Source organism: Acinetobacter sp. 'aerobic (ED)' (assembly GCF_904886855.1).
In the GTDB taxonomy this organism is placed as follows: domain Bacteria; phylum Pseudomonadota; class Gammaproteobacteria; order Pseudomonadales; family Moraxellaceae; genus Acinetobacter; species Acinetobacter courvalinii.
On sequence record NZ_CAJHGI010000004.1, the window covers coordinates 86,245 to 113,234 of the forward strand.

Sequence of the window (26,990 nt, forward strand, 5' to 3'; positions counted from 1 at the left end):
TTGCTGACAGTACTGGTCGAATCGCCTGCATTTCAATTTGAACACAAGTTTTATAAATGATCATACGCTTTTTAAAAGAGAGATGAGATAAGGACATATCACAGACAAATAAAAAAGCCCTTGTTTTCACAAGGGCTTTTTTATATTAAGGTAACAAAGCTTCTGTTGCTTTTAGCTTTTCCTCATAAGGAGCACGTAGACGCAAGTTAGATTCACCTTGTGTATTTTGCACCACAACAGCTTTCGCATGACTAAAACGTCTAAAACCATGAATACCGTGATACGCTCCCATACCGGAAGCTCCCACACCACCAAATGGCAAATCATCCACAATAACGTGAGTCATCACATCATTGATCACCAATCCCCCAGAAACAGTATGTGCTGCAAAGTATTCCTGCGCCGCCGGATCTTCTCCGAAATAATAGGCAGCCAGAGGTCTAGGTTGTTCATTAATATAAATCATGACATCTTCAAAATCACGATAGGTTTTAATCGGCAACAATGGCCCAAAGATTTCTTCCTGCATAACCAGCATTTCATCTGTAGCATTTAAAATGAGGACAGGAACAATTTTTCGGGTCTGAGCATCACTTATAGCTTCATCAGTACGTTGCTTTAAAGGAACAATCGTCGCTCCTTTTGCTTTAGCATCCTCAATTAAAGCCAAGAGTCGTTCAAAATGCCGGTCACTCACAATAGAAGTATAATCATCATTATCATGAAAACTTGGAAAAATTTGTCCAATAAACCGTTGGGCATATTCGATAAAAGCAGACTCAGCAGCCTCAGGCAACATTAAATAATCTGGAGATAGGCAAATTTGACCAGAGTTAAACGTTTTAATCGTCAGAATACGCTCTGCTGCAGTTTGTATATCAGCATCTTTATAGATTACTACAGGAGATTTTCCGCCTAACTCCAAAGTAACAGGGACCAAATTCTCAGCTGCAGCACGCATAATATGACGCCCAACATTGGTACTTCCTGTAAAAACCAGATGATCAAATGCAAGGCGGCTAAATGCCTGTCCTACATCGGCATCTCCGGTTACGACATACAGCTCGGTATCAGAAAAATATTGAGGCACCAGTTGAGCCAATAACTCGCTAGTACGTGGCGTTAATTCAGATGGCTTCAGCATTGCCCTGTTACCTGCAGCAAAAACACTCGCTAAAGGGCTAAAAGCAAGATTTAAAGGAAAATTCCAGGGACTGATAATTCCAACCACACCTAAGGGCTGATATTGTATTTCAGTTTTCATGCCTTGAACTGGGGCTGAAACTGTTTCACTTTTCATCCATTCTTGAAGAGATGCACTGGCCTTATCTATCGCCGCTACTGAAGACAAAACATCTGCCATTAAACTCTGATAATTATTACGATGACCAAAATCATTACTGATGGCTTCAAGCAATTCATGGCGAGAATCAAGTAAAAGCTGTTTGGTGCGGGCTAAACGATCTAATCGTAATTCCAGTGATGCAGGACCTCCTTTAATATGTGCTTGTCGCATATGATTTAAAGCAGTGAAAAGTTGTTCTTGTTTCATAATTTACCCACTCCACTTGATTCGATCTATTACCATGATGTTTAAGCCAGCAACACTCGATTTGATGAGTTGAACATGAAAATTACTTGACTATTCCAACAACAAAAAGAGTTACTTGAGCAAATCTATTCTGTCTCTTTTCGGAAAACCCCACAAGATAGCCCAAAATTCTTGGCGCTTTAAAAAGCCTGTATTTAGAACGGCTGACAAAATAATTTTCAATCATAAAGCGCAAAAAGCCGTAAGGTGTTAATCTTTGCCATTAGCCAAAATGACAATAAAGTAAATTATTTTTAACGCTTATTTTAAGAAATATTTTTTTTAACTCTCTATTTTTTATTCTAAATAAATATTTTATGAAAGAATTAACATTAATCACTATTTTAGGCCTTTGACCGAATCTACAGAATTTTTTTTTGATGTCCAAAGTAGAACAGCAGTTATAGAATTCAAATCAAAAAATTAATGCTGCCCGAGAAAATAGGATTAAAAAGGTAAACAAATTATCCCAATAGGTTGAAAATTTCTTCTCTAAAATCAATACATAGAATGGCTTGAATCATCCGATAATTTTTTATGAATTAATTTTTGAGAAATTAGATACAATAAAAAAGCCCTTGTTTTCACAAGGGCTTTTTTATTTATTTGGCAGAGGATCAAGGACTCGAACCTTGACGAACGGTTTTGGAGACCGTCATGCTACCATTACACCAATCCTCTATAACGGCATGGTTATTGCCTAACAGGCTTAACCATAAAAAAAGCAAGATGGCCTTGCTCTTTTAAATTTGGTGGGGGCGAAGAGACTCGAACTCTTACACCTTGCGGCGCTGGAACCTAAATCCAGTGCGTCTACCAATTTCGCCACGCCCCCGATGGGTGTGTATATTAGAGAGAAACTTTGCTCATGACAAGCCCTTTTTATAAAAAAAACATGTCTATGAAACCTAATGCTTTTTTAATGTACAACTGAGAAAATAACAGACATAAAAAAAGGACTTTATAAAAAGTCCTTTTCAGATTTGGCAGAGGATCAAGGACTCGAACCTTGACGAACGGTTTTGGAGACCGTCATGCTACCATTACACCAATCCTCTATAACCGCATGATTAAAGCCTAAAAGACTCAACCATAAAAAAAGCAAGGTAACCTTGCTTTTTAAATTTGGTGGGGGCGAAGAGACTCGAACTCTTACACCTTGCGGCGCTGGAACCTAAATCCAGTGCGTCTACCAATTTCGCCACGCCCCCGATGGGTATGCATATTAGAGAGAAACGTTGTTCATGACAAGTCTTTCTTTTAAAAAAACCACTCAAATGAACATATAATATTCAAATCAAGGTGTTATGTTTACTTTTAAAGCAAATTTAGCGTATTGAGGCGAGTTTTTATCGCGTCAACAGAATCAAATCGATGTTGAACATGTTTCTCCAGCAACCCTTTTAACACGGGGGAAAAACACTGTAAGTGCTCGGGAAGCTCAATCTGGAGTTGCTGACAATGCAATATTGCCCAATCATGATAGCTTTTGGCGTGTAATCTGCTTTGGGTCAACCATTCATAAACAATAATACCGAGGGCATATAAATCGCTTTGCACGCTCTTGCCTGCGCCCTGAAACAATTCTGGTGCCATATAATGCGGTGTTGCATCCAGCGTCGTGATGGACTGCCCTATCCTAACGGTCTGTTCAAAGTCGATTAGCCTGCAACCATTATCATATAAGCGAAAATGTTCTGCCTTTAAATCACCATGAATCCAGCCCGATTGATGCAACTCATTTAATGCATCTAAGGCCTTCAGCAACTTTTGCCGTAGCTCTTCAATATTGCTCAAATCCTGCATAGGTGTAAAAAAATCTTGTGCAGCAAGCGTGATCAAGCCTATTTCATCACCATCGCAATCCAATAGGGGTGTGAACGGGTTAAGCTGAACGATCTGATGCGGTAACAAAAAGTGTTGCCCGGCGTGCTGCTGGTAAAATTCCAGCTCGTCTAATAAAGCCTGTTTTAAACCGGTATGGGTATTTGAACGGTGGAATTTCAGCCAGTATTGCTGCTGGTTAATTTCAAAAGTATATAAACGACGCCCAAAGGCATAGCTTTGGGTTTTGGTCACTAAAGTTAAGTTTTCAAGTTGACTCTTGGGATCACAGATCCACGTAGTAAAACTCATTCTGCTGCTTTTCTTCCTGCTTTCGCAATGATGTTAAACAATGCTCAATGGTTTTACCAATCCGCGCATGAGTTTCAATGGCAGAAACTTTAGGCCAGGTTGCCCGCTCACCTTCTCGCTGCAAGATTTTGAACAGTTTTGGCCGTGGATTTTTCAGCATATAGCTATAGTGCCGTAAACCGTATTTGGCAATGATATTCACATCACCATAATAACGTTGTCCCAGAATACCGTAGCCGTGATCCAGCGCACGGCGGATCGGGAAAAAGCTTCCCACATAATTACGTGTCAGATCCATCACTTCCAGTGCAATTGCTTTGCCTTGACGGCGCACAATCCGTTCAGGCCAGCTCAAGACATCTCTACGGAACCGTTCAGAATCACTTTGCATAAACGGCACAATGTGCGGATTGACCTGACTGGCGATGGTGTAATTAATATTATACAGCCGTGCCATTTTTTCCTGCGGGAAATCGCTGCGCATGCTGCCATCTACCCATTTGGTGTTGGCCAGATATGGAGTATGCTGCCCGTCATAACGTTTACTGGTCAAATGCACAGGTGGAAATAACACCGGGACAGCACAAGAAGCCAGTACTGCACTCCATACCAACACATTCGGCGCTGTTAAGGCATTCATGATCCGCGGGCTTTGCGCCGTGTTATAGGGTGCAATCACAATATTAATATGACGGTTGGACTGCTGATAAGCTTCAGCAAAGGTGACGTCGCCCAAGTTTTGCATCAGGAACTGTTTTAAATACATGACATCGGCGAAACCGCCACGTCCCTTGACCAGTTCACTTATTTTCCTGAACTTGAATGCATCACTAAAAAAATGCTCTCCTTTGAGCAAGTCAGGCACCTGATCCGAGGTAGAGACGCCTAACATGCCGGTCATGATGGCCCCCGCACTAGAGCCGGACAATACCCGCGGCATTAAATCCTGCTCGAGCAAGGCCTTACAGACACCGGTATGAAACAGTCCCAAGGTAGCCCCACCAGAAAACATCAGGGCTGGCTGTCCATAGGCTTTCTGGCATTCTTCAAAAAACTGGATTTTTTCCTTTAACTGAAAGGTAATACATTCACTAGAGGCAAGATAACGAAAACAGTCACTCATTTCCTCGACATAATTTTCAATAATCTTTTTTGTTCCGATATAGGTTTGCGCAAATAACATTGGATGACCAATATTGGCAAAGTCATAAGACAAGCCTTCTCTTAATACATAAATCAGATCAAGTGTCCGATGCTGAGTGCGATACTTTTTTAATAGGTTATAACGCTTGGATAAAATTTCTGCATCAAAATAAGGCGACTCATTGTCATATTTCCATACTTCATGACCCGATTCCTCGTCCAGTTTTAGTGCAATTTCCTTCCATTCATCATAGGAGTTTGCGTGCCGTAAGTGTTCTTGCAACACATCAACCCTATGCGACTGATATGTATTCTTTTTTTCCTGAACTCTATTGAACATTCGCGATCCTGTTTTTCAGCATATTTTTTGAATTCTTGCACCTATACAATGCAAAAAGCTGCTGTAACAATCAAGGGTAAAATCGATTTATTTCGATATTTCTGATGAGATCTTCTTTCTTTCAGAAATAGCAATGTTAGTATCACTATTCATCATTAAGTTTGGTTTGTATTTATGGCGATCCTTGATTTACCCGAATCTATTCTCCAGTCTTTATCGAATGTCTTAACACAACTGCAGCAAGTTCTTCCTGCACTAAGACAGCCGACTGATTTCTCTGCGATTGCGTTTCGATGGGAAAATCAGCAATTGGTCGCAATACAACAGCCCAAGCAGATGTATCTGGAAGATTTAAAAGGGATTGAACGCCAGAAAGAGAAGATTATCCAGAATACCTTACAATTCCTGAATGGCTTGCCGGCCAATGATGTATTGCTCACTGGCTCTCGAGGCACGGGGAAATCGTCGATTGTACGTGCCCTGCTTACCGAATATGCAGCGCAAGGTTTACGTTTAATTGAAATTGAACGTGATGATCTGTCAGACTTGCCTAAAATTCAAAAGCTAATTGAAGGGCGACCTGAGAAATTTATAGTCTATTGTGATGATCTGGCTTTTAACGCCGAAGATGAAAACTATCGCAGTCTAAAAAGCGTTCTGGATGGTTCCCTGCAATCTGGCTCAAGCAATTTTATTATTTACGCCACCAGTAACCGCCGTCATTTATTGCCTGAATTTATGCATGAGAATACCCCGGTACGCAAAGTCGATGTGCCGCAATATACGGAACTGCATCCACAGGAAGCCATTGAAGAAAAAATCTCACTTTCGGATCGGTTTGGCTTGTGGCTATCCTTCTATCCTATGGATCAGCAGCTTTATTTAGAAATCGTTGAACACTATATCGTGAAAGCCAATCTAGAATATAGCGAGCTAGTACGCGGTGAAAGCTTGAAATGGTGTCAGGCCCGTGGCCAACGCTCGGGCCGTGCCGCATATCAGTTCTCAAAACATTGGATTGGTTCACAAAATTTAGAAAAAATTACCTAAAAAGTTAAATAGTGAGTTGTCCTCTAAAGCTTTGGTTTTGTCCTTATTTCCGCTTAGCATGGGCAATTGTTTCTCCTACTCTAGCTTGCACAGCATGGATTGAGTTTAGGAAACAAGATGAAGAAACAATTGCCACCAACTTCCCTGACCAGCAAAATTTTGGGCAAAAGCTTATTACTCGCTCAAGGCACCTTAGACAAAGCCGTAGAATATTCAACGATTCCGTTCTCTACACCTGAAATCATTCGTCCAAGAACAGAAGAAAAATTTTATACCTGGACACATTATGGAATTTTCTTTCCTTTATTGCCTGAACCCCATCGTTATTTAAATATTATGATCTTGCTTGGTACGCCTGGTGCACTGGCTTTTGACCATGATGATATTACCTTGGGCAATCCACGAGAAAGCTCAACCTTCTTTTCCAGTACGGCTGCTGTTGATGAACATCTGTTAAAAGCCTATATCATGCCCGAAACTGCCAACATTCAGGAAGATGGTACCTTGATTGAATTGGGCGAAGAGGTTTCAATTCAAGGCACATTACCGAATATTCAGCTCAAAGGGGCTTATCATGGCCTTAGCTTTGAATTTGATCTGGATGTCAGCGATCAAATTTCATGGTTTATCAAAACCCCAATTTACGATCATTTTAGTTTACTGGCTCACTTTAAAGGCCAACTTGAGTATAAGGGCAAAAAAACACCTGCTGAGGGCTTATGTACTTATGAATATGCCCGGGCAACAGGTGCACATGGCGTGGTGAAAAAACTCCTGCCTGAACCCTATAAATTACCGTTGGATTTCTTTACTTATCAGATTATTAACTTAACCGAGACCACGCAATTACTGCTGACCAAAGCCGATATTTTGGGTCAGCCCGCAGCCTATACATTGCATGTTCGCCATACCGATAAGCCGGCTAAAGTCTATACAGATGTTGAGTTCAAGGTCACCCGCTATCAATCTGATCGTCATGTTTCGCCAAGCGGCAAGAACATGCGTCTGCCACAACAATTTAGCTGGTCTGTCAAAGATAATGCCGGTCAAAAGGTACTTGAGATCATTGCGGAAATTGACAGTCCATTCCGTTATGGACACGGTGTGGGTTATGCCAGCGCCTACACTTATACAGGTGAATATCTAGGTCAGCCAGTTCAGGGCCGTGGTTATATCGAATATGTAGATGTCGAAGACCAGAAAGCATTTCAATAAACCTTCTATTTAGCAGTGAATATAGCGATAAGCCTTTGAAAATATTAAAAGGCTTATCTACTCTCTGATTTCTCTCGCCGCTTCATCGCTGAAAAAATTGCTGTCTGTTTAAGGATTCATACTTGCGAATAAAGTAATTTTTACTTAATATTAGGTAGGTCGGTATACATAAGTAAATTTTACAATGAGTTCGAAATCAGCAAAACAAAAAATCCTGGATGCAGCATCTACCCTGTTCTATAACGATGGCATCAGTAATACAGGTATCAATAGCATTACAGAGAAAGCCAACGTGGCGAAAATGTCTTTGTATAATAACTTTGCTACCAAGTCAGATCTGATCACCTGCTATATCGAAGCACGTCATCAGGAATGGCTCGACTTATATGAAAAACGAAAAGTCCAGATTAAAACACCTCTAGATGGAATTCTGGCGGTATTTGATGCCTATCAGGATCATGCAGAATTTGCCTATGAAAACGGTTTTCGTGGCTGTGGCTTATTGAATGCGGCAGCAGAATTTCCAGCTTATAGCCCTGAGCGATTAGCTGTCAAAAACCATAAAGACGAAATTGAAGCAATTTTAGCCGGCCATTTAAATCAATTAATCCACGATGCTGAGCGAGTCAAAGAACTGGCATTACTACTTTCTTTTCTCCTTGAAGGATCGATTGCCCGCGCAGGTTTGGAAAGTTCCAGCGACAAGGTATTTGCAGCCAAACACATGGCTCAACGTTTATTAGAACAAGAGATCACAAATTGAATAGCTCAATCAATATAAAAGCTCATTATGGCTTTATTGCAGTGTTAGTGGCCTCTATTTTATGGGGAACCACAGGGACAGCTGCGTCCTATGCACCGAATTTAAGTCCTTTGGCCATCGGCGCAATTGCCATGGGTGGTGGTGGGCTGTTACAAGCCTTACTCGCCCATAAAGATATTCGCAACCACTTACCCCATATTCGCGCTTACTATCCATTATTATTGATCGGTATGGTCTCGGTCGCGATTTACCCATTAGCGTTCTATTCATCGATGCGTATGGCGGGGATTACCATTGGCACCGTGGTTTCAATCGGTTCAGCCCCTTTATTTACCGCATTACTGGAAAAGTTTTTTGATAAAAAAGCACTTTCTGGCAAATGGTTTATCAGTTTCGTTTTTGGTGTCGCCGGCGTTTTACTATTATCCATTGGCGAATCTCATTCTCAAGGATCAATACATACCATTGAGACAGACCAGAAAAGCATTGGTATTATTCTCGGACTGGTCGCTGCCCTGACCTATTCTCTATATTCCTGGGCTGCAAAAAAGATGATTGATCGCGGCGTCGACTCCAAAGCCTCTATGGGCCTGATTTTCGGTTTTGGGGCCTTAATTCTATTACCGACCCTATTTTTTACCGGCACCAACCTGTTTGATGAACCGGTAAATCTTTATGTGGTGGGTTATATGATGCTGATCCCGATGTTTCTCGGCTACCTATTATTTGGTTATGCGCTAAAAACCATTTCAGCCAGTACCGCCACCACACTAACCCTATTTGAACCACTGGTTGCAGCATTATTTGCAGTGTTATTAGTTGGAGAGCAACTGGCACCTATTGGCTGGCTGGGTATGGTGTTGATTTTTGTATGTCTGGCAGTGTTGTCTAAAGCTGATCGTTCGAAACAAACGAGCTAAATCATTTTCTACACTATTAAAATCACGAATAGGAACATCGTACCAACCAAGTTAAATGCAATGATTTTCCCATTAAAGAACAATGCTGCTTTTGCTGATTCTTTAATGGGAGGTTCATCCCCCATTGCAATCGCCGACAATATCATGCCGATTACATTACAAACGATCGAGACGATCAGCATCAGGAAAAAGAATAAATGAATGGGTGGCATTTCACAGATACGATCAGTTGTACATGGGATACTGAGAACATAAATTGAAAAAATTGCTGCTGCGGCAACTATAATGATACTTAACCATGCACAGCCATTGGCTGCTTTAATCACCCACATGATCGATTCCTTTTTATTTATATATTATTAAAAAATATTGAAATTATTTGATCATTAAAAATATTGAGCAGTATCGATGCAAAAAAAAATTTTGCATCGACCATCCAACTGAAAGATTAATACTCTCTTGCTAACTTCTCTAAAGTGGTTAGCATTTTTCTGACCACACTTCTTTTATGATGCAACATATTCTTAATGTTACTTGGATTAAAACCCGTCAATTTTGCGATACCACGACTGGTCATGTATTCGCCAGTTTTCGCAAAGTGCTTTTCACTTAACTCGGTTTTCGCATTAGAGAAACGAACTGCCAGCTTATAATCATTAAACTCAGACCATGCACCTGTCTTATATTCATCCGCATCAAAGTTGCTCTTCTGCTGAGTCGGTTTCTCGCGCAGAATATTACTTAAGCGATTAATGATAATTTTTTCTTCACTTTGTTCAATTAATTGATAAAGTTCAGTTTCTTCAAATGGTCGACCTAACGCGATATCTTTCCGATATTGTTCAACGATTTTTTCTTTTGATGCAACCTTGTCCTCATCTTTTTGAGTGAGGCATAGAATCTTAAATAAAGATTCTAATCGGCCACATGTAAAAATATAAGAAATTTTCAACTTACAACTCCATTATGAACGATTTGTTCATAAAAATATTTTCAAAAAAAATTTTGACGTATAAATTCACTATAGAATTCATTTAAAGGCAAATCAAAATCAGCAACTAACTGCCTTCTTGTCGTTTGTGTAGTTTCACCAGTTTTCGGATTCAGACCCGTTTTTTCAACATCTTTCCAATAAACACCTGTACCACGTTTTTGCCATGCAGGGAGTTCATTAAAATTAATCTGCTGTGAAAAGAGTAAATCATGCTTTTCTTGACGATTTAATCCCTTAACTTGTTCCGTTGCCGCACCGACTGCATGGCCTGATTTTCTTAACATCCAATAACAATGTGCATTTAATGCATTTCGATGAGCATCCTCTTGTCTCCAACGGAAGTAGTCATCGACTAATTGCGAATTGGGTAAAACACAAACTCGAGCATCAAAAGTAGCCATTTGACCATGCATAACAGAGAACTTTGCACTGGCTTCCCCTGCTAAAATAGAAAGAATTTTGCGTTCCTTACGATTAAAACTTTCATCACGGTAATGGAATAAAAGAGAAATTTCATCGCTCTGGGTATAACCATAAACGATATTAAAACCACATTGTAATAAATGGGTTGTGGTTTCTACCATTAAATCTCTAAAATGTACATCAAATGGCGCTTCAAATTGCCAGATCTCTTTAGTTAACCGTGTAAACCCACGACCATCCAACCTTACGACAATATAATTTTCGGGCGGAATACAAAAATCGTAAGCCGTCTCATATTTTCTTAGTCTGGTATCTAAATCTTCAAATCTCATTATTGTTCTCTTTGATACAGCAAGCTCACATTAAAATCATTTTCTTGATCAATTGAAACACTGTAAATTTCATCAAAGCCTTCATTAAGCTCAGGGACTTCTAACTTTTTAAACGTAGAAATCACACCAACTCTAGGAATTTTCGCCTTACCTTGACGTTGTTCATTCCGTAAAAGAGCATCATCCAGACCACTATCAAAATAGTAAGCGATCACCTTAAAGTGAGCATTTTTTGCATCGTGAACATATATCTTTCGATCTAGTTTACTCGGATTAGTATTATCAACAACAACCTTCTGTTTTGCGTCCAAACAGGCCTGAAACAATATTTTCTCACGATGTCTTGTTTTCAACATATCAAGATTGAGACGAATATGCGTGTCAGAGAAATATTGCTTAAAGAATGTTGATTTACCTGAAGCTTGCCCACCCACAAAAATGATAAGTTCCATTTTAGGTCGGTTTTAACTCGGTCATTGGCCAGCGCGGTGTGGTGGTTACCGCCAAACCATCCTGCTGTCCTGCCTTTAATCGCTGGTATCCGGCAAAGGCAATCATGGCACCGTTATCGGTACACAACGCAGGCTCGGCATAATAGACTTGAGCCTTTATCTTTTTCAGTGACGTCTCTAATTGCTCACGCAAACGAACATTCGCACTCACCCCGCCCGCAATCACCAAACGCTTTAAACCCGTTTGTTTTAAAGCTTTCACAGATTTTTTAACCAGTGTATCGACTACCGCTTCTTGAAAAGAGGCCGCAACATCAGCATCCCGATTTTCTTCACCCAGCTTTTTCAGTTGTACCGAAACTGCTGTTTTAAGACCACTAAAAGAAAAATCCAGACCTTGATGCAAGATTGGGCGCGGGAATTCAAAAGCTTGTGCATCGCCCTGTAACGCCAGTTTCGCAATATTCGGTCCGCCCGGATAAGGTAGCTTCATCATTTTCGCGACTTTATCAAAGGCTTCACCCGCAGCATCGTCAATTGATTCACCGAGTAATTCATACTGACCAATGCCATAAGCCGCCATTAATTGGGTATGCCCGCCAGAAACCAGTAAAGCCACAAACGGAAATTCCGGTGGAGTTTCCGAAAGTAATGGTGCCAGCATATGACCTTCCATATGGTGTACACCAATCGCAGGCTTATTCAGCGCAAAGGCTAAGGTACGACCAAATAACGCACCCGTCATAAGCGCGCCCATCAGACCTGGGCCACGGGTATAAGCCACTGCATCAATCTCTTGCTTGGTGACACCACTTTGCTCAAGCAGTTGATTCATCAAGGGAATCATTTTACGAACATGATCACGTGAAGCCAGTTCAGGCACCACACCGCCATATTCAGCATGCAGTTTGATCTGGCTATAGAGAACCTGTCCACGTAAGCCGAGCTCGCTATCATAGAGTGCTAACCCAGTTTCATCACACGAAGTTTCCAAGCCCAAAACAATCATTAAACTGCCTTTACAACGATCAAAAATAATATCCGAGCTATTATAGACTTGTGATCTGAGTTGTAAATGAGTAAAATACTGACCTTCACTTGCGATCTAGTGCATAGTGCGTTAGATCTTATCCATTATCTTAGAGGATTTTACATGCCACAAGTTAAGTTGAAAGAAGGCGAACCAGTAGACGTAGCTATCCGTCGTTTCAAACGTTCATGCGAAAAAGCGGGTGTTTTAGCTGACGTTCGTAAGCGCGAATTCTATGAGAAACCAACTCAAGAACGTAAGCGTAAAAAAGCTGCTGCAGTTAAGCGTTATCAAAAGAAATTGACTCGCGAATCTGTACGTACTACTCGCCTTTACTAATTAATTTGTGATTGACTGCTGAAGACTATGAATACTTTAAAAAACCAGATTACTGACGTGTTAAAAAACTCAATGCGTGCCAAAGATATGGCAACAGTAACGGTGATTCGTGGTGTACAGGCAGCAATTAAGCAAATCGAAGTCGATGAGCGCATAGAGCTTGACGATGCTCAGGTTCTTGCGGTCATTGAAAAGCAAATTAAACAACGTAAAGAATCGATCAAAGCCTTTCAAGGCGCTGGTCGTGATGATTTAGCTAGTAAAGAACAAGCCGAAGTTGAGGTTATTTCTCAATTTCTACCAGAAGCTATGACTGAGGAAGAGCTTGATTCTATCATTGAGCAAACGATTGCTGCTCAAGAAGCTACTAGCATGAAAGATATGGGTAAGGTGATGAATTCTCTACGTCCGATCATAGCCGGGCGTGCCGATCCTGCACAAGTATCTGCTAAAATTAAAGCAAAATTAAGCTAATCTGCTTAATCCCCCCTTTATATAATTTATTTAATTCAAAAATTGGATTCATTGCAACAATGAACCCAAAGCCGCTGTTTTATTTAAAATCACACTGAACATGATATTTCGCGAGCATTTGCATCTCTTTCGATTCTGCAACCTGCTTGATGAGATCCTGTCTGGTCATACTGGCATATTGTGCCGGTAATGATGAGCGATTTTGTTCGATCGCATCCGACATATCCTGAATATAACGCTGATTTATCTGGCAATATTTAGCCTGCTGCTCAGGCGTAAATTGTGAGGTTTGGGGATTCAAGCTGCGTAAAAAACTACGGATATCCTGTGCATAGCTACTACGAATTTTATCGACTGCATTTACATATTGCTCAACAGAAGCTGCTGAACTCATCCCCACTGCACTTAATGCACAAATTAAAACTAAAATCTTTTTCATAAATGTTCTAAATGCTCAGCTATTGCTTACGCAGGCCATCTTATCTTAATTCAATAAAATTTGGTTTATGCTCAAGAAAAAATTCTTCTTTCGGTGCAGGGATATCACCTTCCGTCACTGTACCCAGACGTAAACGGATGACATTCGGCAAATCAATACGATAAGAATAAAGCGGACTGGCACAGTTTTGGCAAAACACGCGTGCCTTGTTAGGTGTATGAAAATATTCTTTCAGTTGCTCACGTCCGCAAATTAGCTCAAATTTACTTTGCTCAAGTGGGCTGTTCCAGCCTGCAATTGCACCTTGAGCCTGCTGGCAATGCATGCAATAACATAAGATGCTGTGTTCAATTTCCCCATGATATTGATACTGCACCGCACCACACAAACATTGCCCTTTGATCATTTTAATTTCCTTGGGGTCTTAGCTGGTTTTAGATTTTCATACGCCGTTCATCTTGCATTTGTTTTAGGCGCGAGTCAATTTTGGCTGACATGGCCAGATTTCCTTTTGCCAAGCGCTGGGCATGCAGCATCGATTTAATCGCATTTTCCTCATATCCCGACCAATACTCGGCTTCTGCACGATAGCACAGCACATTAATCGCCTGCAGCGAAGAACTCTTATCCAGATTAGTGGCACGCTGCAATAATTGCCAGCCTTCAATATCTCTTTGGTTCTTATGAATAAAACGTTGTACCAAAGCTTGTGCCTGCGCGACCTGTCCTTGACGAATCAACACTTCAGCCAGTTTATAAGACAATGCCCGGTTTTCAGGCATGGTTCTTTGTACTGAAACAATACTATTACTGGCCTGCTCTATTTTATTTTGCCCCAGATAAATATCCGTCTGGATCAAAGGAATCAGCACATGATTTTTTAATCTTGTTTTAACCAGATCCAGATTTTCCTGAGCCTGCGTATAATCACCGCGCTCTAAATAGAATTTGCTGAGTGCAAGTTGTGCTGCAGTATTGTTCTGGTTAGCTAGTGCCTGTAACTGGATTTCTGTCGCCTGATTAGACACAACCAAGGTATAGAGTTTTAGAATTTCAAAATCGAGATCATAAATTTTTGATTTAACATTCGGCAGTTGATTCGCCCGCAATCGTGCTTCGCTCATACGCTCAGTGGTTAAAGGATGGGTAAACCAAAAGTCTGGTAAAAAGCTAACCCGACTGGTCGCACGATGCATAGTTTCAAAATAGTCCGCCATACTTTGCGGATTATAGCCCGCAGCATACATAAACTGCATACCGATACGATCTGCTTCACGTTCCTGATTACGACTATAACTCAACTGCTTGTCCATTAATGCGGCTTGAGTTCCCAGCATGACTGCCGAACCCGCATTGCTATCTGCCTGAGAGGCAATGGCGGCACCGACAAGAATCCCCGCCAATGCCAGTAAGCCCTGCCCTTTAAATGCTTCTTGTGAACGACTGTAGTGTCGCTGTGCCACATGCGCGATCTCATGCGCCATAACGCCCGCAATTTCATCCAGATTTTTTGCCGAGGTAATCAGACCGGTGTTTAAGGCAAATAAGCCACCCGGCACCGCAAAAGCGTTAATTTGAGGATCTTTTACAATCACCAGCCCAATCGGCTGGCCCAGTTGGGTCTGGCTTAAAATACCTGAGAAAACTTGTAAAAACTGATCTTCCAGCCATGCATCCTGCACGGTTGGCATTTGACGATGGACTTCACGATACACCTTTTCGCCAATAAATTTTTCTTTTTGCTGGTCGAGTAAACCGATACCGCTGCCAATTTCAGGTACTTCCGTTTGCCCAGCCGTCACTGTCGGCAAAAACACCTCTGTATGACTCAATTGAGTTGTGGCCAGTAAGCCACATGCAAGCAGCAACGATCTCAAGGGGTTTCTCTATGATTTTAATAAAGAAATTTAATATAGCACTGAAAAAAGGAGAAATTTGCAACAATGTGTTATAAAAGGCAGAAAAATCCTGCCTTATTTTATGATTTTTGCAAGCAGCTTATTTATTCCGCTGTCATATAACGCTGGTCTACACTGAATTTTTCCGGAAATTTACCTTGAATTCCCGCATAAAAAGCCATGATTTCCGCCATGTCTTTTTCATAATCCCCTGTTGGATAAACAATTTTTCCTACACCAGTCTTTTTCTTGGCATAGTCCATATAAGCCAAAGCAATCGGCACGCCCGCAGTGGTCGCAACATGATAGAAACCGGTTTTCCATTGTTCCTGTTTTGCTCGTGTTCCTTCAGGGGTCACCAGCATCACCAATTTAGGATGTGTCTTAAACAGATTACTCATGAGCTGAACCATACTTGGGCGCTCCTGACCTTGCTGCTTGACACGACGGTCAATCCCGATTCCGCCCATCGCACGTACAAAAGGACCAAAGGGTAATTTCATATAACTGTCTTTAATAGTGATACGTACATTAACCCCTAAGGCTTTTAGGGCCAGACGTGCATAAAGCGCATCCCAGTTGCTGGTGTGCGGGGCTGCAATCATGACACATTGATCAATATTCAGATCCCAATGATTATCAATTTCCCAGCCCATTAACCCTAAACTTTGTTCAGCTAATTTCTCAAACACCAGACACCCCAAGATGAAGTCACAAAGGGCGCAAGTGTAGCAATATCCATCAATTTAGAAAGATCGTCCAGTACAATAATCCAGCGATCAAATGCTCAGCATTGTAAGCAATTATTCGAATTTTGGATTGACCAGATAACGTGGAGTACGGCCTTCTAAAGCCTCAATCAGGTTTTGATAAGCAAGATTCACCATCTTCTTGCGTGTCTCTGCGGTTGCCGAGCCCAGATGTGGCACAGTCACGGCGTTAGGTAAGTCGAATAAAGGAGAAGTTTGCAAAGGTTCTTTGGTATAAACATCCAGACCTGCAGCAAAGATTTTGTTTTGCTGCAAGGCCTCGATCAATGCATTTTCATCGACCACTGAACCACGGGCAATATTGACGAATACCACATGTTTCTGCATTAAATCGAACTGTTCCGCACCAATCAGGGCTTTAGATTCGGTATTTAAATCAACCGCAACCACAATAAAATCCGACTGTTGTAACAGTTGATCGAGCTCGCGATATTGCGCATTGAAAGCTTGTGCAACTTCAATTTTTTCACGGCGGTTATGGTACAGGATATTCATATTGAAACCATAAAAACCGCGACGGGCAATGGCAGCCCCAATATTTCCCAGACCAATAATACCGAGAGTTTTACCAAAAACATCGACACCAAACTGTTCAGTCGATACGGTCCGTTTCCATTGGCCCTGTTTGGTCCATGCATCCAGATAGGGAATTTGACGTGCGGCACTGAGCAATAAAGTAAAAGCAAGGTCTGCCGTGGTTTCAGTCAATACATGCGGTGTATTCGCCAGCCAGATTTTTTTCTGATTCAGATAATCGACATCATAGTTGTCGTAGCCTACCGAAACGGTAGAAATCACTTTGAGTTTTTGTGCGGGTGCCAGATTACTTTCATTGAGTAAGCGCCCTGCACCAATCATGGCATCGGCATCAGCCACTTCAGTTCGGATTTGTTCATTGATATCACCAAGCTTGGGATTCAGTACCACCACCTGATAATCTTGCTGTAACTGTGCGATAACATCCTGGTCGATCTGGCTAAATACAACGACTTTCTTCATTATTAAATTCCGCTCTTTATTGCATGAGCTGCCACAACCGTCTTTTCAGTAAAGGTTGAGCCAGCATTTCTTCCAAACTCGCTAAATGTAATATATTAGAATGCTGGATAAAGTCCAGTTGACCTAAGCATAATATTTTTTTACCAGTGGCGGTTGCATCCAGAAAGCCTTGAATATATGAAGACAGTCCTCGACTTTCCTGAAAAGCCGCCAAAGGAAATGGCCATTTTAACTCAGCATATTGTCCCAGTCTGGCCTTTTGTATGTTTTGCCATAACTGGCGCTGTGCATCGTTGAGTTGACTGCTTTCCAATAAAATGGCGCAGTTTTCCAGAACATACATTTGCAATTCAAATGCCTGGATCTGGGTGCTAACAACGATCTGTTCTTTTTCAACGACCGCTTCTTTAACCACAGGTTCTGCAACGACTTCCGCCTGTTGAGGACGTTCAATTTCAGTAACCAGCGCTGTCTGGACAGCTTTGACCTCAACATCTTGAACCACTGGCGCAGGCTCAAATACCGGTGCAGGGACTTGTTGAAGCTCTTCAAGCACCTGATCCCGCCATAGGCTGGACGCAGTATTTTTTTGACATACGACTTCCCTAGGAATCCAGACATCTATTCCTAAACTTGCCAATATGTTTCTCTGCTGCCCGATCATGCTACCTACTCGTTGTCTCTATTTACAGTCATTTTCGATCCTGTAATGTGCGCTAGTCTAACACAAACCTACCCTGTCTAAATGGCTTCCTTTTGCTCAATCACATTTCTTCTCATGCCATAGAGCGCCAGATAAAAAGAACCGGTTTGATGCTTTGAAGCAAGGCTTCAATCAGAATAGGCCATCGTTCATTCATCGGTTTTCAAGTCTATTTCATCATTTTGTCGCTTTGACTTTTTATTACTGTCGTATCGAATGCTCAAATGAAATGGTTGACTGCATTTATGCTTATTGTTTTTGCCATTGCTGTGATGCTGCTTATTGTGAGCAGTTTTATTTATACGCAACACCCCTTATTTGGTAAAAGTCCCACTGGCGAACGTTTACAATTAATTGAGAACTCTCCCAATTATCGACAAGGTCAATTCCGCAATCTGATTGAAAAGTCAGGTATGAGTGAAGGTTGCAGCATGGTTGTTGAACTCTACAAAACTTTTATTCAGACCATTCCCCATCGCAATCCAATTGATCCGATTCCTTCGATTAAAACCAATCTAAAAACACTGAATCCCCAACATGATGTCATGGTCTGGTTTGGACATTCCTCGGTATTTATGCAGCTGCAGGGTAAAAAATTCCTGATTGATCCGGTCATGAGCGGCAAAGCCTCGCCTTTTCCATGGGGCACACGTGCCTATAAAGGAACCGATATTTATCAGGTTGAAGATTTACCCGATATTGATTATTTACTGATCTCACATGATCACTATGATCATCTGGACTACGACACCATTATCAAACTCAAAGATAAGGTCAAATACGTGATTACCGGTTTAGGGGTTGGAGAACATTTTGAGTATTGGGGCTATCCCAAAGAAAAGCTGATCGAGAAAGATTGGGGTGACCGGATCGAATTTGATGAGGGTATTTGTATTATCACTGAAACTACGCATCACGACTCAAGGCGGGCCTTTGAGGGCGGTAAAAATCTATGGGTGTCATTTGTAATCCAGTCACCGAATAACAAGATTTTCTATACCGGAGATGGCGGTTATGGTCAGCATTTTGCAGCGATCGGCAAAAAATATGGTCCCTTTGATTGGGCCTTGATGGAAAATGGACAATATGATGCAGCCTGGCGTTCTGTACATTGTCATCCGGATGAAGTCGCTCAAGCGACCGAAGAGCTGAATGCACGCAATATGCTTCCAGTACATCATTCCAAATTCAGCTTAGCCAAACATGCATGGAATGAACCGATTATCCGTATTTCTGAATATTCAAAAACTCGCAATTATCGCCTTGCCACGCCAATGATTGGTGAACTGGTTGAACTTGATAACCAACAGCAAGTCTTTCAAACCTGGTGGAAAAATATCCGTTAATTTCATCAAGTCATCATGCTCTATTTCAATAGGGCATTTTGTTTCACCTCTAAAAGTTAAAGTCTGTGTTAGTCGTTTGTGGACTTTTTTAGATAAAAAAAATCGGACAATAGTTGGAACATTGTCCGATTCTGCCAATACGGCAGCAAGGGGATCAAATCGTTTAAACAGCCATCTGTTGTGCTTTCAGATGCGCATCTTTCAAGGCATCAGTCTTTAATGCCGAAATATCCAGTCCTTCCGCATAGACAAAATCAACCTCATGAATGCCCATTAGGCCCAAGACTGAACGAAGATAAGGTGTCACGGCATCGGTCATTTGCCCAAGATGGATACCCCCGCGACTGCTCATCACAATCGCTTTTACGCCTTCTACCAAGCCTTGTGGATAGGTTTCGGTATAACGGAAGGTATGACGGGCACGGGCAACCAGATCAAACCAGTTTTTCAATTGGGTTGGTACATTCAGGTTGTACATTGGCGCACCAATCAACAATAAGTCTGCCGCTTTAAGCTCTGCAATCAGCTCATCTGATAGTTGCACGATCTGCTGGACCGTGGCACTGGTATTTTCGGCACCACGCAAAGCATGGAAAATCTCGGCATCCAGTACAGGTAAATTCAATGTGGTCAGATCACGAATGATGACTTCATCTTGTATACCGTTTTCTATACGCTGTTTTAAAAATGCATCAATCAAACGGCTAGTCTGTGATTGATCACCCATAATGCTTGATTTCAACACCAATATTTTTGCCATTTTTGTTCTCCATATCTTGATGGAGCTATATTACTATTAATTTTAATCACCAGTCGTGATACTATTTCAATCAATTGATTCCAAAAATTCTACAATAATGCAGACTGAACTAAATACCATTGCAATCTTTGTGGCAGTAGTCGAGGCAGGCAGCTTTAGCAAGGCCGCCGAACAACTGCATCTTACCCGCTCCGCAATCAGTAAAAGTATTGCCCGTCTAGAACAACGTTTAGGTGTCAATTTATTTAAGCGCACTACCCGCACCCTGAGCTTAACAGCGGAAGGTACATTATTTTATGAACATGGTCAGCGTGCGCTTGCCGAGATAAACAGTGCTGAAAGCTTGTTAGATCAAGGTAAAATCACGGCAACGGGCCTGTTAAGAATCTCAGCGCCAGTGCTGTTTGGACAGCTTTATGTTGCCCCACTCATGGCAGGTTTTGCACAACAGCATGCCGATTTACAGATTGAACTGTCGGTTAATGACCGGACAGTTGACCTGGTTGAAGAGGGTTTTGATCTGGCCATCCGGATTGGAAATCTGCCTGACAGTCATCAACTGGTGGCCAGAAAACTAGGCATGCATCGGATGTTACTGTGCAGCACACCTGAATATCTTCAACGATCAGGGCCTGTCAAGGCTCTGGAAGATTTACAGCTCCACACAACTATTGCCTACGCCTCCTCAGGACATCTGCAAAAATGGCAATTACAGGATGAACAGCAATATACGGTCAAACCTAAAGCTAAATTTATGCTGAATGACATGCAAGCAATCAAGGATATGGTGTTATCGCATTATGGTATCGCATGGTTACCGGACTGGCTCATCCATAAAGAACTGCAAGAGGGTCATTTAGTTCAGATATTGGCAGAATTTACCAGTGTCCATTTTCCGATTCACGTGGTTTGGCCTGCTTTAGCCTATATGCCGCTTAAGACGCGTTTGGCGATTGATCATGTGGTGGCGGCTTTGCCTCAACAACTGAAAGCTTAAAACCTATGGCCATTTAAAAGCATTTTACCTATGCAGCCGGCCGATGAAGGTGATCGATACCACAAGATCGATTCACATGACTCTCAGAAGCTCATCCCAGCGGGTTAAATAACTCGGAGATTTATGGTTCTGATTCATACGCCATGTTCGTCCATGCGGCGTAATCAAACGTCCTAAAGTCATGGCGTCCCGACCAAATTTCTGATTGATTTCATCAAAGGCCTGTGAGAGGTGACGACGGGCAACCAGTTCATCGGTATCATGAAACAGATCGACGGCATGACTATGTTGCGGAATAATATCCAGCAAGATGACTTCGGCTTTTTTATAACGATGTCCTGCCTGATAAATCCGATCTAAACCTTGCTGGACTGCTTTCATAATCTCCAGACGGTCATCACTATAATCCGCCAGATATACCACGGTAAAAGGACGGTAATAAGTTTCTTGATTAAAACGATTGGTACGAATCCCGACCCCGACCGCTTTACAGAGTAAGTTTTGTTGACGTAAACGCTCTACCGCACGCAAGGTAAATTCAGTTAATGCTCCGCTTAGGCTATTTTTATCTTCAATCGGCTGCCCAAAAGAACGGCTACTCAATACTTGCTGACGGTCGGCTATCACGTCTTCAATCTGCAGACAGGCCAGCCCCTGTAACTCCTTTACGGTATTTTCCATCAGTACGGAAAAATATTTTCCCATCATCTTTGGGTCAGCCTGTAGCAAGTCCAGTACCGAGTAGACTCCCATTTTTTCCAGACGTTGTCTGATCTTTCGTCCGACACCCCACACTTCTCCTACCAGCATGTGTTGCAGCAGGTCTTCAATTACGCATGGGTCTTCTGCAACGATATTACAGACACTATTAAAACAGGCATGGGTTTTGGCCAGGTTATTGGCAAGCTTGGCCTGAGTTTTGGAATAACCAATCCCAATACAACACGGCATTCCCAACCATTGTTTTACGGTCCGTAGAATCTGTTGAGCATATTCATTTAAATCATAGCTGTGCTGATAAGCTGTCAATTCTAGAAAGCATTCATCAATCGAATAAATTTCCTGCTCGCATGGATCTACAAAGTTACCCAATATATTCATAAAACGGCGCGACATTTCCGCATACAAGGCATAATTACTTGAAAAGACTTCAACTTGATGTCGGCGAATAATCTCCTCAATCTGAAACACTGGCGCAGCCATCTTGATCCCGAGTTTTTTGGCCTCATAAGAACGCGAAACCACACAACCATCGTTATTAGACAGCACCACAACAGGACGATTTTCCAGTTTTGGATTGAATACCCGCTCACAACTGACATAACAGTTATTCACATCAATCAAGGCAAAAATACGTTGTGGAGGACTCATCCGCTTATCTCATCGGTTTCAGATTATAAGTCACCACACCCCAGATCAGCAGCTCTTGCCCTTCTGTAATATAAATATCCTGATAGTCAGGATTCTCGGCCTTTAGCCAGACTTTTGGCGGGCTAAAGTGATGGTCAACCATTAAACGCTTCACGGTAAAATCATTGTCGATCAAGGCAATCACAATATCACCCGATTTGGCAGACAAACTACGATCGACCACCAGCGGATCATCAATATCAATGCCTGCATCCAGCATTGACAGAGAGTTTGCCTTAACGATAAAGGTGGAATTTTCATTACGAATTAAAAACTGATTTAAATCCAGGGCTTGTTCAATATGGTCTTGGGCAGGCGATGGAAATCCGGCGGCAACACGTTCCGTGGCAAGTGGAATATGGTAAATTCGATCATTATTGGCCTGTACATTTTGTATTTTCAGCGAGGGCGTCAAATCGGACCGTGTTCCGGTTTTGACATTATTCAGTAACCAGTTTTTGATGAAATCAACCTGAGACTCCGGTACACGGATCACCTTGGTCGGCTCACTGAACTGTGACTTACGTCCAGCATTGATTCTAGCCCCACCATGTTCAAATTCCGTTTTTTTGGACATATCTCCCCCTTAGCCAAGTCTAAAATGCGTTCAAATAATTTAACTTGAAAAAGTTACAAATTCAAGTTGACGCCTCATTAATTTTGCATAACAATAAATCCCATAGATCAGATTTTGGCTTGTTTAACTAAGACAAGGATGTAAAACAAACCAGATTCATATTTTAAATCAACGATTTAAATCTTTTAAAATTCTTTTTAAAAAATTAAGTTATTGATCTGATTCATAAATATATCTGATTACTCGGCAGTTAGATTTTATTCAATTATTTTTGATGTGGAGACATGAAAAATGAACAATCAACGTGATGCTATTTTAGGTTATGCAGACGAACAACATGCTTACTTTATTCGTCTAATTGAGAACAATACCGTGCTTGGCAATAGCTATGGACTTTTTTGCGAAAGTCCTGACAGTGAAAATGCAGAGCATATTATGACCACACTTTTCCTGAAGAAATCCTTCTGGTTAAATGGCTCAGAATTTAAAGATATTGTAAAAGGTCTTAACCCAATTACCTGATCAATCCACACCAGAAGATAATGTTTATATTAGACAAAGCCTAGACTTCTCACCCTAGTTAGTCGGCTATTTAAATTACCTCCCAACCCTAGCAGCAAATATTGATACGATAAAAATAGCCATGAAAAACGATAAATTTTTATGATGCGCAACAACACAACCCACTTATTTCAAGATGATAAGTGGGTTTTTTAGATGAGATGATACGGACGTTATTTAAACAAATCGTTGATCATCCACGGGTGCAACCAGTTTATAAATTTTTCCATCTGCTTCATTTTCAAACAGCCAATCAATATTCGGATGAATAATATGTCCCTCAACCTCAATATGTTCTACCCGCTTAAAAAACGGAATATCCTGATCTTCGAGATCATTTAACTGGGCCACGACAATAGACTCATTTTCTTCTTGATCTTTTACAATGACTGTAATTTTATCAATCTTATCCATAACAGTTCTCCCAATAATCTTGTTCATAGGACTATGGGAAATTTTCTATAAATTGTCGATCAAATGGTTGTAACAAGAGTTATAAGTATTATAGTTTTATTTTTTAAACTGCTAACTTATTGAAATTAACACCAAAATCAGCTTTTCCGTTAATCTTGAGTTAACTGTCGAGTTACAATGCACAGCATAAACGTTTCAAAATAATTCCACGCATGCCGGGCATTTAATGGGTAAAGATTGACTTGAATAGCCTGCTTCCCCTCACTGTGACACACAGACAATGTAGGCTCCCCTTCACGGAATAGCAAACAACTATTTACTTGCCACAATTTCCGCTACATTTTTAACTTTGGCTTTTTCTACCGGTAATTGTTGCTGACTTTGTTGTGCATCTTTTTTTAACTCAAGATACTCTCGTGCATCCTCTCTACGATGAATTCCGCCTAGCTTTAAAGCTTGGGTGCCTACTTCCTCGTTAATGTCAGCTTTTTTTACCGATTGTTTAATCAACGATTCTTTGCCTTTATCACTTGATGCTGAAGCAATCGCAACAGGTTCTGAACTCGGTAATTGCGCATCAGCAGCACAAGTCAAAGTTGATGCCATAAAAACAATCCCCAAACATAGCGTCTTTTTCATTCTCAAGCCCCATCGATTTTTAATTTTAGTGATGAATATTATCATGTTATGTTGCATTGAATGGCATAAAATTTAGCCGAATATTTTACGCCACTAAAAGCCTGCACATTGTGCTTTTCACACTCTGGTGTTGCCTTTTACCCCTCATTAGCAAAGCCATACTTTAGCTGAATGATGACCAAGAACAATCCAAAAATTTTCCAATTCGTTTTTGTTATTTTAGATTTTGACTTAACCCTATTATGTGGATAGGATTTTCTAGGAAACCCGATAGGTGGAGCACTCTACTTAAACAGAGCTACACTTTATCCAATAAAATCAAATATTCTTGATTTCGTCTGCAAAATCATCACTTCTAAAATATGAAATGATTCTTTCACCGCTATGCTGGTTACGTATATCTAGCACCACATTTGGATCACTTTGAAAGGTAAATTCAGGTGGGATATCGGTATGCAATGGCGCTAAGCGTTTCACCCCGCCTTCAGTAATTCTTTCGATAAATCCTGCCAGCCATAACACAAATTCGTCCTTATGCTTATAGCTCGGGATCAAACTGATATCCAGAGTCATGCGTCTATCTTTTACAGGTTCTTCAAATCCTTCAACAAAATCAATATAGTTATAGATTAACTTAAGATCTGTATCGACAAGTTCCTTACGGATTTGTTTGATAATCAGATTCAAACAATCTTGTTTATTATCCGTAAACCGATCATTTTCCTTAAATTTTCTATATATATTTTCAGATATTCGTAAATATTGAGGCATTTCTATTTCCTTTAAGATGCAACCTACTATTCTTATTTTGAAATAAAAACTATTTTTACTTTGTAAGGATTGATACCTTACATGTAATTAGTGTAATTTTTGTGCAACATAGACATCATTGTTAACATTCTGGTTACTTGTCTTATATCTGCATTTTAATTTGAATTGACTCAGCATATTTCTGAAATGATTATTCCGCTGACTGAAAAACTTAAACTTTCTACTTTTTTGTCCTTATCTAAGCATTGTCTATAGCTAAAAGATTTTATTCATCTTAGTGCACACATTAAATCCTTGTTATTTAATATTCTTTTAATTCAACAAGAATTTCATTTACCTTTCCAATCTAAGCTCTTTAACGGTTTAATTTATATATTGAGACATCAATTTCTGCCACATCGACATTCACCAAAAATTTTATAAACAAATTTAGCAGGTGCATCTGCCGGATAAACTTGCGTGCTTTTATAATAAAATATAATACCCTGATCTAGAATGGTCAGAATTTTTTTTCTAATTTTTAATATCACTCCCTTTCTAAATATTTTTCTAACCTTTCCCGCCTGTATATCATACTGGCAGAAGTACACAATTTGTCCTGACCTCAGGGTGTCGGGATAAAACCTTTTATACTTCCCGCAAGCTTTACAAATCCATGTAATCATTAAAAAGCTCTACAAATTAAGAATTATTATTATATAAAAATATATATTAAAAAAGATAACACTTAAACCACTTTAATTTAACAGTTAATGCATTTCTTCAAGAATCATGATTTCAACATCTATGCTTATTAAAATATCAGCAATCAATATTTTTATTATTTAAATTTCAGCTTCAATAAACTTTTAAAAAATTAATTTTGACAGAAAAAAATCCCATCATCTTATGATCATGGGACTTTTATACAGTTAAACAGATAAACCCTTGAATAAGGCTATTAAATTTCCTCTATAAATCGATAGATACGACCATCTTTGGGATTCTCATATAAAAGTTCCATATTAGGCAGCAGGATCTCACCTTCAATTTCAATATGCTCTATTCTTTTGAATAAAGGAATTTCCTGCTCATTTGCCTTTCGAATTAAGGCAAGAGCTATATTTTCAGCCTCAAACTGATCCTTTACTTTGATTTTTATATTGTTCATCAAATAACTCCATTTTAAAATTGGAAAACAGCTAAATAAATTAGAAAATATCATTGCCGAATAAGCTAAAGGCATTGCAAAAAAGGTTAAAATAAAAGCAGCTATTCGTTGCAATTTTTGTTGATTTAACCAAACGATTTTATTAGAAATCAATAGAGATTCAAAAGCAATCCATAAAAATAAATTGCAGTAATCCCTATCAAAAATATTCCTCTGTAATTAAAATAATGATTCAGGATCAACGTTACTATACATAAAAAGACTAATCCCAATAATAGTAAATAATGCTTTATCTATTTGTTGGACTAGGTGTAAACACAATCCTTGCACTCAACTCCATAAATAAAATGACGC

General features: G+C 40.4%; 30 protein-coding genes, 4 tRNA genes and 1 pseudogene. 9 read left to right on the forward strand and 26 right to left on the reverse strand.

The window, feature by feature from the left end; translation table 11 throughout:
• Positions 1–145 precede the first annotated feature (145 nt).
• From JO943_RS09240 to JO943_RS09270, 7 genes are all read right to left on the reverse strand, one after another.
• Positions 146–1,552, reverse strand: a complete 1,407-nt coding sequence (locus tag JO943_RS09240) for a coniferyl aldehyde dehydrogenase (protein WP_202740618.1) — start codon at positions 1,550–1,552, stop codon at positions 146–148.
• Between the two features lie 646 nt (positions 1,553–2,198).
• Positions 2,199–2,272: transfer RNA gene (locus tag JO943_RS09245), tRNA-Trp, on the reverse strand.
• A 69-nt stretch (positions 2,273–2,341) separates the two neighbouring features.
• Positions 2,342–2,426, reverse strand: a tRNA-Leu gene (locus tag JO943_RS09250).
• A gap of 149 nt (positions 2,427–2,575) precedes the next feature.
• Positions 2,576–2,649 (reverse strand) — tRNA-Trp (locus JO943_RS09255).
• A gap of 68 nt (positions 2,650–2,717) precedes the next feature.
• Positions 2,718–2,802, reverse strand: a tRNA-Leu gene (locus JO943_RS09260).
• 106 nt (positions 2,803–2,908) lie between these two features.
• The gene (locus tag JO943_RS09265) at positions 2,909–3,727 is read right to left on the reverse strand and encodes a protein kinase domain-containing protein (protein WP_202740619.1); all 819 of its coding nucleotides are present in this window, start codon (positions 3,725–3,727) and stop codon (positions 2,909–2,911) included.
• Positions 3,702–5,210 carry a DUF3336 domain-containing protein gene (locus JO943_RS09270; protein WP_199948654.1) on the reverse strand — a complete coding sequence of 503 codons (1,509 nt, stop codon included), beginning with the start codon at positions 5,208–5,210 and terminating at the stop codon, positions 3,702–3,704. The genes JO943_RS09265 and JO943_RS09270 overlap by 26 nt, the downstream gene beginning before the upstream one ends.
• A 174-nt stretch (positions 5,211–5,384) precedes the next feature.
• On the opposite strand from JO943_RS09270, the gene JO943_RS09275 reads away from it, so the two are divergent.
• The 4 genes from JO943_RS09275 (at position 5,385) to JO943_RS09290 (ending at position 9,158) form a co-directional block, all read left to right on the forward strand.
• Positions 5,385–6,260 (forward strand): ATP-binding protein, encoded by an 876-nt coding sequence (locus JO943_RS09275; protein ID WP_032874167.1) that lies wholly within the window; start codon positions 5,385–5,387, stop codon positions 6,258–6,260.
• 117 nt (positions 6,261–6,377) lie between these two features.
• The gene (locus JO943_RS09280) at positions 6,378–7,475 is read left to right on the forward strand and encodes a DUF6670 family protein (protein ID WP_202740620.1); all 1,098 of its coding nucleotides are present in this window, start codon (positions 6,378–6,380) and stop codon (positions 7,473–7,475) included.
• Positions 7,476–7,659: 184 nt separating this feature from the next.
• Positions 7,660–8,238: a TetR/AcrR family transcriptional regulator gene (locus JO943_RS09285; RefSeq protein ID WP_009514874.1), complete on the forward strand. Its 579-nt coding sequence runs from the start codon at positions 7,660–7,662 to the stop codon at positions 8,236–8,238.
• Positions 8,235–9,158 carry a DMT family transporter gene (locus tag JO943_RS09290; RefSeq protein ID WP_202740621.1) on the forward strand — a complete coding sequence of 308 codons (924 nt, stop codon included), beginning with the start codon at positions 8,235–8,237 and terminating at the stop codon, positions 9,156–9,158. The genes JO943_RS09285 and JO943_RS09290 overlap by 4 nt, the downstream gene beginning before the upstream one ends.
• 8 nt (positions 9,159–9,166) lie before the next feature.
• Here the strand turns inward: JO943_RS09290 and JO943_RS09295 are convergent, their stop codons facing one another.
• The 5 genes from JO943_RS09295 to tsaD all read right to left on the reverse strand — a co-directional run bounded on the left by JO943_RS09295 (position 9,167) and on the right by tsaD (position 12,368).
• A complete protein-coding gene (locus JO943_RS09295) occupies positions 9,167–9,490 on the reverse strand; it encodes a hypothetical protein (protein ID WP_202740622.1) in 324 nt (107 codons plus the stop codon).
• Positions 9,491–9,606: 116 nt separating this feature from the next.
• On the reverse strand, positions 9,607–10,110 hold the full coding sequence (locus JO943_RS09300) for a hypothetical protein (RefSeq protein ID WP_032874172.1): 504 nt from the start codon (positions 10,108–10,110) through the stop codon (positions 9,607–9,609).
• A 41-nt stretch (positions 10,111–10,151) separates the two neighbouring features.
• Positions 10,152–10,907 (reverse strand): tRNA(His) guanylyltransferase Thg1 family protein, encoded by a 756-nt coding sequence (locus JO943_RS09305; RefSeq protein ID WP_009514896.1) that lies wholly within the window; start codon positions 10,905–10,907, stop codon positions 10,152–10,154.
• The gene (locus JO943_RS09310) at positions 10,907–11,359 is read right to left on the reverse strand and encodes an AAA family ATPase (RefSeq protein ID WP_005231426.1); all 453 of its coding nucleotides are present in this window, start codon (positions 11,357–11,359) and stop codon (positions 10,907–10,909) included. The genes JO943_RS09305 and JO943_RS09310 overlap by 1 nt, the downstream gene beginning before the upstream one ends.
• A 1-nt stretch (position 11,360) precedes the next feature.
• Positions 11,361–12,368 (reverse strand): tRNA (adenosine(37)-N6)-threonylcarbamoyltransferase complex transferase subunit TsaD, encoded by a 1,008-nt coding sequence (tsaD, locus tag JO943_RS09315; protein ID WP_202740623.1) that lies wholly within the window; start codon positions 12,366–12,368, stop codon positions 11,361–11,363.
• Positions 12,369–12,512: 144 nt separating this feature from the next.
• Here tsaD and rpsU point away from each other — a divergent pair, with 144 nt between their 5' ends.
• Positions 12,513–12,728 carry a 30S ribosomal protein S21 gene (rpsU, locus tag JO943_RS09320; RefSeq protein ID WP_004652785.1) on the forward strand — a complete coding sequence of 72 codons (216 nt, stop codon included), beginning with the start codon at positions 12,513–12,515 and terminating at the stop codon, positions 12,726–12,728.
• Positions 12,729–12,755: 27 nt separating this feature from the next.
• On the forward strand, positions 12,756–13,202 hold the full coding sequence (locus tag JO943_RS09325; protein WP_004652784.1) for a GatB/YqeY domain-containing protein: 447 nt from the start codon (positions 12,756–12,758) through the stop codon (positions 13,200–13,202).
• A gap of 79 nt (positions 13,203–13,281) precedes the next feature.
• Here the strand turns inward: JO943_RS09325 and JO943_RS09330 are convergent, their stop codons facing one another.
• The 6 genes from JO943_RS09330 to JO943_RS09355 form a co-directional block, all read right to left on the reverse strand.
• The gene (locus JO943_RS09330; RefSeq protein WP_005231428.1) at positions 13,282–13,641 is read right to left on the reverse strand and encodes a hypothetical protein; all 360 of its coding nucleotides are present in this window, start codon (positions 13,639–13,641) and stop codon (positions 13,282–13,284) included.
• A 40-nt stretch (positions 13,642–13,681) separates the two neighbouring features.
• Positions 13,682–14,047: a GFA family protein gene (locus JO943_RS09335; protein WP_199973567.1), complete on the reverse strand. Its 366-nt coding sequence runs from the start codon at positions 14,045–14,047 to the stop codon at positions 13,682–13,684.
• A 28-nt stretch (positions 14,048–14,075) separates the two neighbouring features.
• On the reverse strand, positions 14,076–15,488 hold the full coding sequence (locus JO943_RS09340) for a M48 family metalloprotease (RefSeq protein WP_376746137.1): 1,413 nt from the start codon (positions 15,486–15,488) through the stop codon (positions 14,076–14,078).
• A gap of 155 nt (positions 15,489–15,643) precedes the next feature.
• Positions 15,644–16,231, reverse strand: coding sequence for a 1-acyl-sn-glycerol-3-phosphate acyltransferase (locus JO943_RS09345; RefSeq protein WP_005231431.1), 588 nt, complete (start codon positions 16,229–16,231; stop codon positions 15,644–15,646).
• 111 nt (positions 16,232–16,342) lie between these two features.
• A complete protein-coding gene (locus JO943_RS09350) occupies positions 16,343–17,308 on the reverse strand; it encodes a 2-hydroxyacid dehydrogenase (protein ID WP_005231432.1) in 966 nt (321 codons plus the stop codon).
• A 16-nt stretch (positions 17,309–17,324) separates the two neighbouring features.
• On the reverse strand, positions 17,325–17,972 hold the full coding sequence (locus tag JO943_RS09355) for a hypothetical protein (protein ID WP_032881695.1): 648 nt from the start codon (positions 17,970–17,972) through the stop codon (positions 17,325–17,327).
• Between the two features lie 284 nt (positions 17,973–18,256).
• On the opposite strand from JO943_RS09355, the gene JO943_RS09360 reads away from it, so the two are divergent.
• Complete coding sequence (locus JO943_RS09360) at positions 18,257–19,357, forward strand: MBL fold metallo-hydrolase (protein ID WP_202740804.1); 1,101 nt, start codon at positions 18,257–18,259, stop codon at positions 19,355–19,357.
• Between the two features lie 163 nt (positions 19,358–19,520).
• Here the strand turns inward: JO943_RS09360 and JO943_RS09365 are convergent, their stop codons facing one another.
• Positions 19,521–20,117 (reverse strand): FMN-dependent NADH-azoreductase, encoded by a 597-nt coding sequence (locus JO943_RS09365; protein ID WP_202740625.1) that lies wholly within the window; start codon positions 20,115–20,117, stop codon positions 19,521–19,523.
• A gap of 97 nt (positions 20,118–20,214) precedes the next feature.
• On the opposite strand from JO943_RS09365, the gene JO943_RS09370 reads away from it, so the two are divergent.
• Positions 20,215–21,114: a LysR family transcriptional regulator gene (locus JO943_RS09370; protein ID WP_202740626.1), complete on the forward strand. Its 900-nt coding sequence runs from the start codon at positions 20,215–20,217 to the stop codon at positions 21,112–21,114.
• A gap of 72 nt (positions 21,115–21,186) precedes the next feature.
• On the opposite strand, the gene JO943_RS09375 is transcribed toward JO943_RS09370, so the two are convergent.
• Together JO943_RS09375 and JO943_RS09380 are read right to left on the reverse strand one after the other, a co-directional pair.
• A complete protein-coding gene (locus JO943_RS09375) occupies positions 21,187–22,485 on the reverse strand; it encodes a Y-family DNA polymerase (protein ID WP_202740627.1) in 1,299 nt (432 codons plus the stop codon).
• 4 nt (positions 22,486–22,489) lie between these two features.
• Positions 22,490–23,101: a LexA family protein gene (locus JO943_RS09380; protein ID WP_009514869.1), complete on the reverse strand. Its 612-nt coding sequence runs from the start codon at positions 23,099–23,101 to the stop codon at positions 22,490–22,492.
• A 291-nt stretch (positions 23,102–23,392) separates the two neighbouring features.
• Here JO943_RS09380 and JO943_RS09385 point away from each other — a divergent pair, with 291 nt between their 5' ends.
• Entirely contained in the window at positions 23,393–23,623 is a 231-nt protein-coding gene (locus JO943_RS09385; protein WP_005231449.1) for a hypothetical protein, read from the forward strand.
• A gap of 216 nt (positions 23,624–23,839) precedes the next feature.
• On the opposite strand, the gene JO943_RS09390 is transcribed toward JO943_RS09385, so the two are convergent.
• The 5 genes and pseudogenes from JO943_RS09390 to JO943_RS18525 all read right to left on the reverse strand — a co-directional run.
• Complete coding sequence (locus JO943_RS09390; protein WP_032881702.1) at positions 23,840–24,067, reverse strand: hypothetical protein; 228 nt, start codon at positions 24,065–24,067, stop codon at positions 23,840–23,842.
• Between the two features lie 321 nt (positions 24,068–24,388).
• On the reverse strand, positions 24,389–24,682 hold the full coding sequence (locus JO943_RS09395) for a hypothetical protein (RefSeq protein ID WP_079283288.1): 294 nt from the start codon (positions 24,680–24,682) through the stop codon (positions 24,389–24,391).
• Between the two features lie 351 nt (positions 24,683–25,033).
• The gene (locus JO943_RS09400) at positions 25,034–25,486 is read right to left on the reverse strand and encodes a hypothetical protein (protein ID WP_005231452.1); all 453 of its coding nucleotides are present in this window, start codon (positions 25,484–25,486) and stop codon (positions 25,034–25,036) included.
• A 940-nt stretch (positions 25,487–26,426) separates the two neighbouring features.
• Entirely contained in the window at positions 26,427–26,636 is a 210-nt protein-coding gene (locus JO943_RS09405; RefSeq protein WP_032874193.1) for a hypothetical protein, read from the reverse strand.
• Positions 26,637–26,687: 51 nt separating this feature from the next.
• A pseudogene (locus tag JO943_RS18525) lies at positions 26,688–26,854 on the reverse strand (LysE family translocator); the annotation flags it as partial.
• Positions 26,855–26,990 lie beyond the last annotated feature (136 nt).

Excerpts from the sequence above, each read along its gene's own strand:
- JO943_RS09375 (WP_202740627.1), bottom strand. The coding sequence starts at position 22,485 with ATGAGTCCTCCACAACGTATTTTTGCCTTGATTGATGTGAATAACTGT.
- JO943_RS09335 (WP_199973567.1), bottom strand. The coding sequence starts at position 14,047 with ATGATCAAAGGGCAATGTTTGTGTGGTGCGGTGCAGTATCAATATCAT.
- JO943_RS09305 (WP_009514896.1), bottom strand. The coding sequence starts at position 10,907 with ATGAGATTTGAAGATTTAGATACCAGACTAAGAAAATATGAGACGGCT.
- JO943_RS09400 (WP_005231452.1), bottom strand. The coding sequence starts at position 25,486 with ATGCCTCAATATTTACGAATATCTGAAAATATATATAGAAAATTTAAG.
- JO943_RS09265 (WP_202740619.1), bottom strand. The coding sequence starts at position 3,727 with ATGAGTTTTACTACGTGGATCTGTGATCCCAAGAGTCAACTTGAAAAC.
- JO943_RS09405 (WP_032874193.1), bottom strand. The coding sequence starts at position 26,636 with ATGAACAATATAAAAATCAAAGTAAAGGATCAGTTTGAGGCTGAAAAT.
- rpsU (WP_004652785.1), top strand. The coding sequence starts at position 12,513 with ATGCCACAAGTTAAGTTGAAAGAAGGCGAACCAGTAGACGTAGCTATC.
- JO943_RS09365 (WP_202740625.1), bottom strand. The coding sequence starts at position 20,117 with ATGGCAAAAATATTGGTGTTGAAATCAAGCATTATGGGTGATCAATCA.
- JO943_RS09360 (WP_202740804.1), top strand. The coding sequence starts at position 18,257 with ATGCTTATTGTTTTTGCCATTGCTGTGATGCTGCTTATTGTGAGCAGT.
- JO943_RS09275 (WP_032874167.1), top strand. The coding sequence starts at position 5,385 with ATGGCGATCCTTGATTTACCCGAATCTATTCTCCAGTCTTTATCGAAT.
- JO943_RS09240 (WP_202740618.1), bottom strand. The coding sequence starts at position 1,552 with ATGAAACAAGAACAACTTTTCACTGCTTTAAATCATATGCGACAAGCA.
- JO943_RS09330 (WP_005231428.1), bottom strand. The coding sequence starts at position 13,641 with ATGAAAAAGATTTTAGTTTTAATTTGTGCATTAAGTGCAGTGGGGATG.
- JO943_RS09355 (WP_032881695.1), bottom strand. The coding sequence starts at position 17,972 with ATGATCGGGCAGCAGAGAAACATATTGGCAAGTTTAGGAATAGATGTC.
- JO943_RS09385 (WP_005231449.1), top strand. The coding sequence starts at position 23,393 with ATGAACAATCAACGTGATGCTATTTTAGGTTATGCAGACGAACAACAT.
- JO943_RS09270 (WP_199948654.1), bottom strand. The coding sequence starts at position 5,210 with ATGTTCAATAGAGTTCAGGAAAAAAAGAATACATATCAGTCGCATAGG.
- JO943_RS09285 (WP_009514874.1), top strand. The coding sequence starts at position 7,660 with ATGAGTTCGAAATCAGCAAAACAAAAAATCCTGGATGCAGCATCTACC.
- JO943_RS09380 (WP_009514869.1), bottom strand. The coding sequence starts at position 23,101 with ATGTCCAAAAAAACGGAATTTGAACATGGTGGGGCTAGAATCAATGCT.
- JO943_RS09280 (WP_202740620.1), top strand. The coding sequence starts at position 6,378 with ATGAAGAAACAATTGCCACCAACTTCCCTGACCAGCAAAATTTTGGGC.
- JO943_RS09395 (WP_079283288.1), bottom strand. The coding sequence starts at position 24,682 with ATGGCATCAACTTTGACTTGTGCTGCTGATGCGCAATTACCGAGTTCA.
- JO943_RS09370 (WP_202740626.1), top strand. The coding sequence starts at position 20,215 with ATGCAGACTGAACTAAATACCATTGCAATCTTTGTGGCAGTAGTCGAG.
- JO943_RS09325 (WP_004652784.1), top strand. The coding sequence starts at position 12,756 with ATGAATACTTTAAAAAACCAGATTACTGACGTGTTAAAAAACTCAATG.
- JO943_RS09350 (WP_005231432.1), bottom strand. The coding sequence starts at position 17,308 with ATGAAGAAAGTCGTTGTATTTAGCCAGATCGACCAGGATGTTATCGCA.
- tsaD (WP_202740623.1), bottom strand. The coding sequence starts at position 12,368 with ATGATTGTTTTGGGCTTGGAAACTTCGTGTGATGAAACTGGGTTAGCA.
- JO943_RS09310 (WP_005231426.1), bottom strand. The coding sequence starts at position 11,359 with ATGGAACTTATCATTTTTGTGGGTGGGCAAGCTTCAGGTAAATCAACA.
- JO943_RS09295 (WP_202740622.1), bottom strand. The coding sequence starts at position 9,490 with ATGTGGGTGATTAAAGCAGCCAATGGCTGTGCATGGTTAAGTATCATT.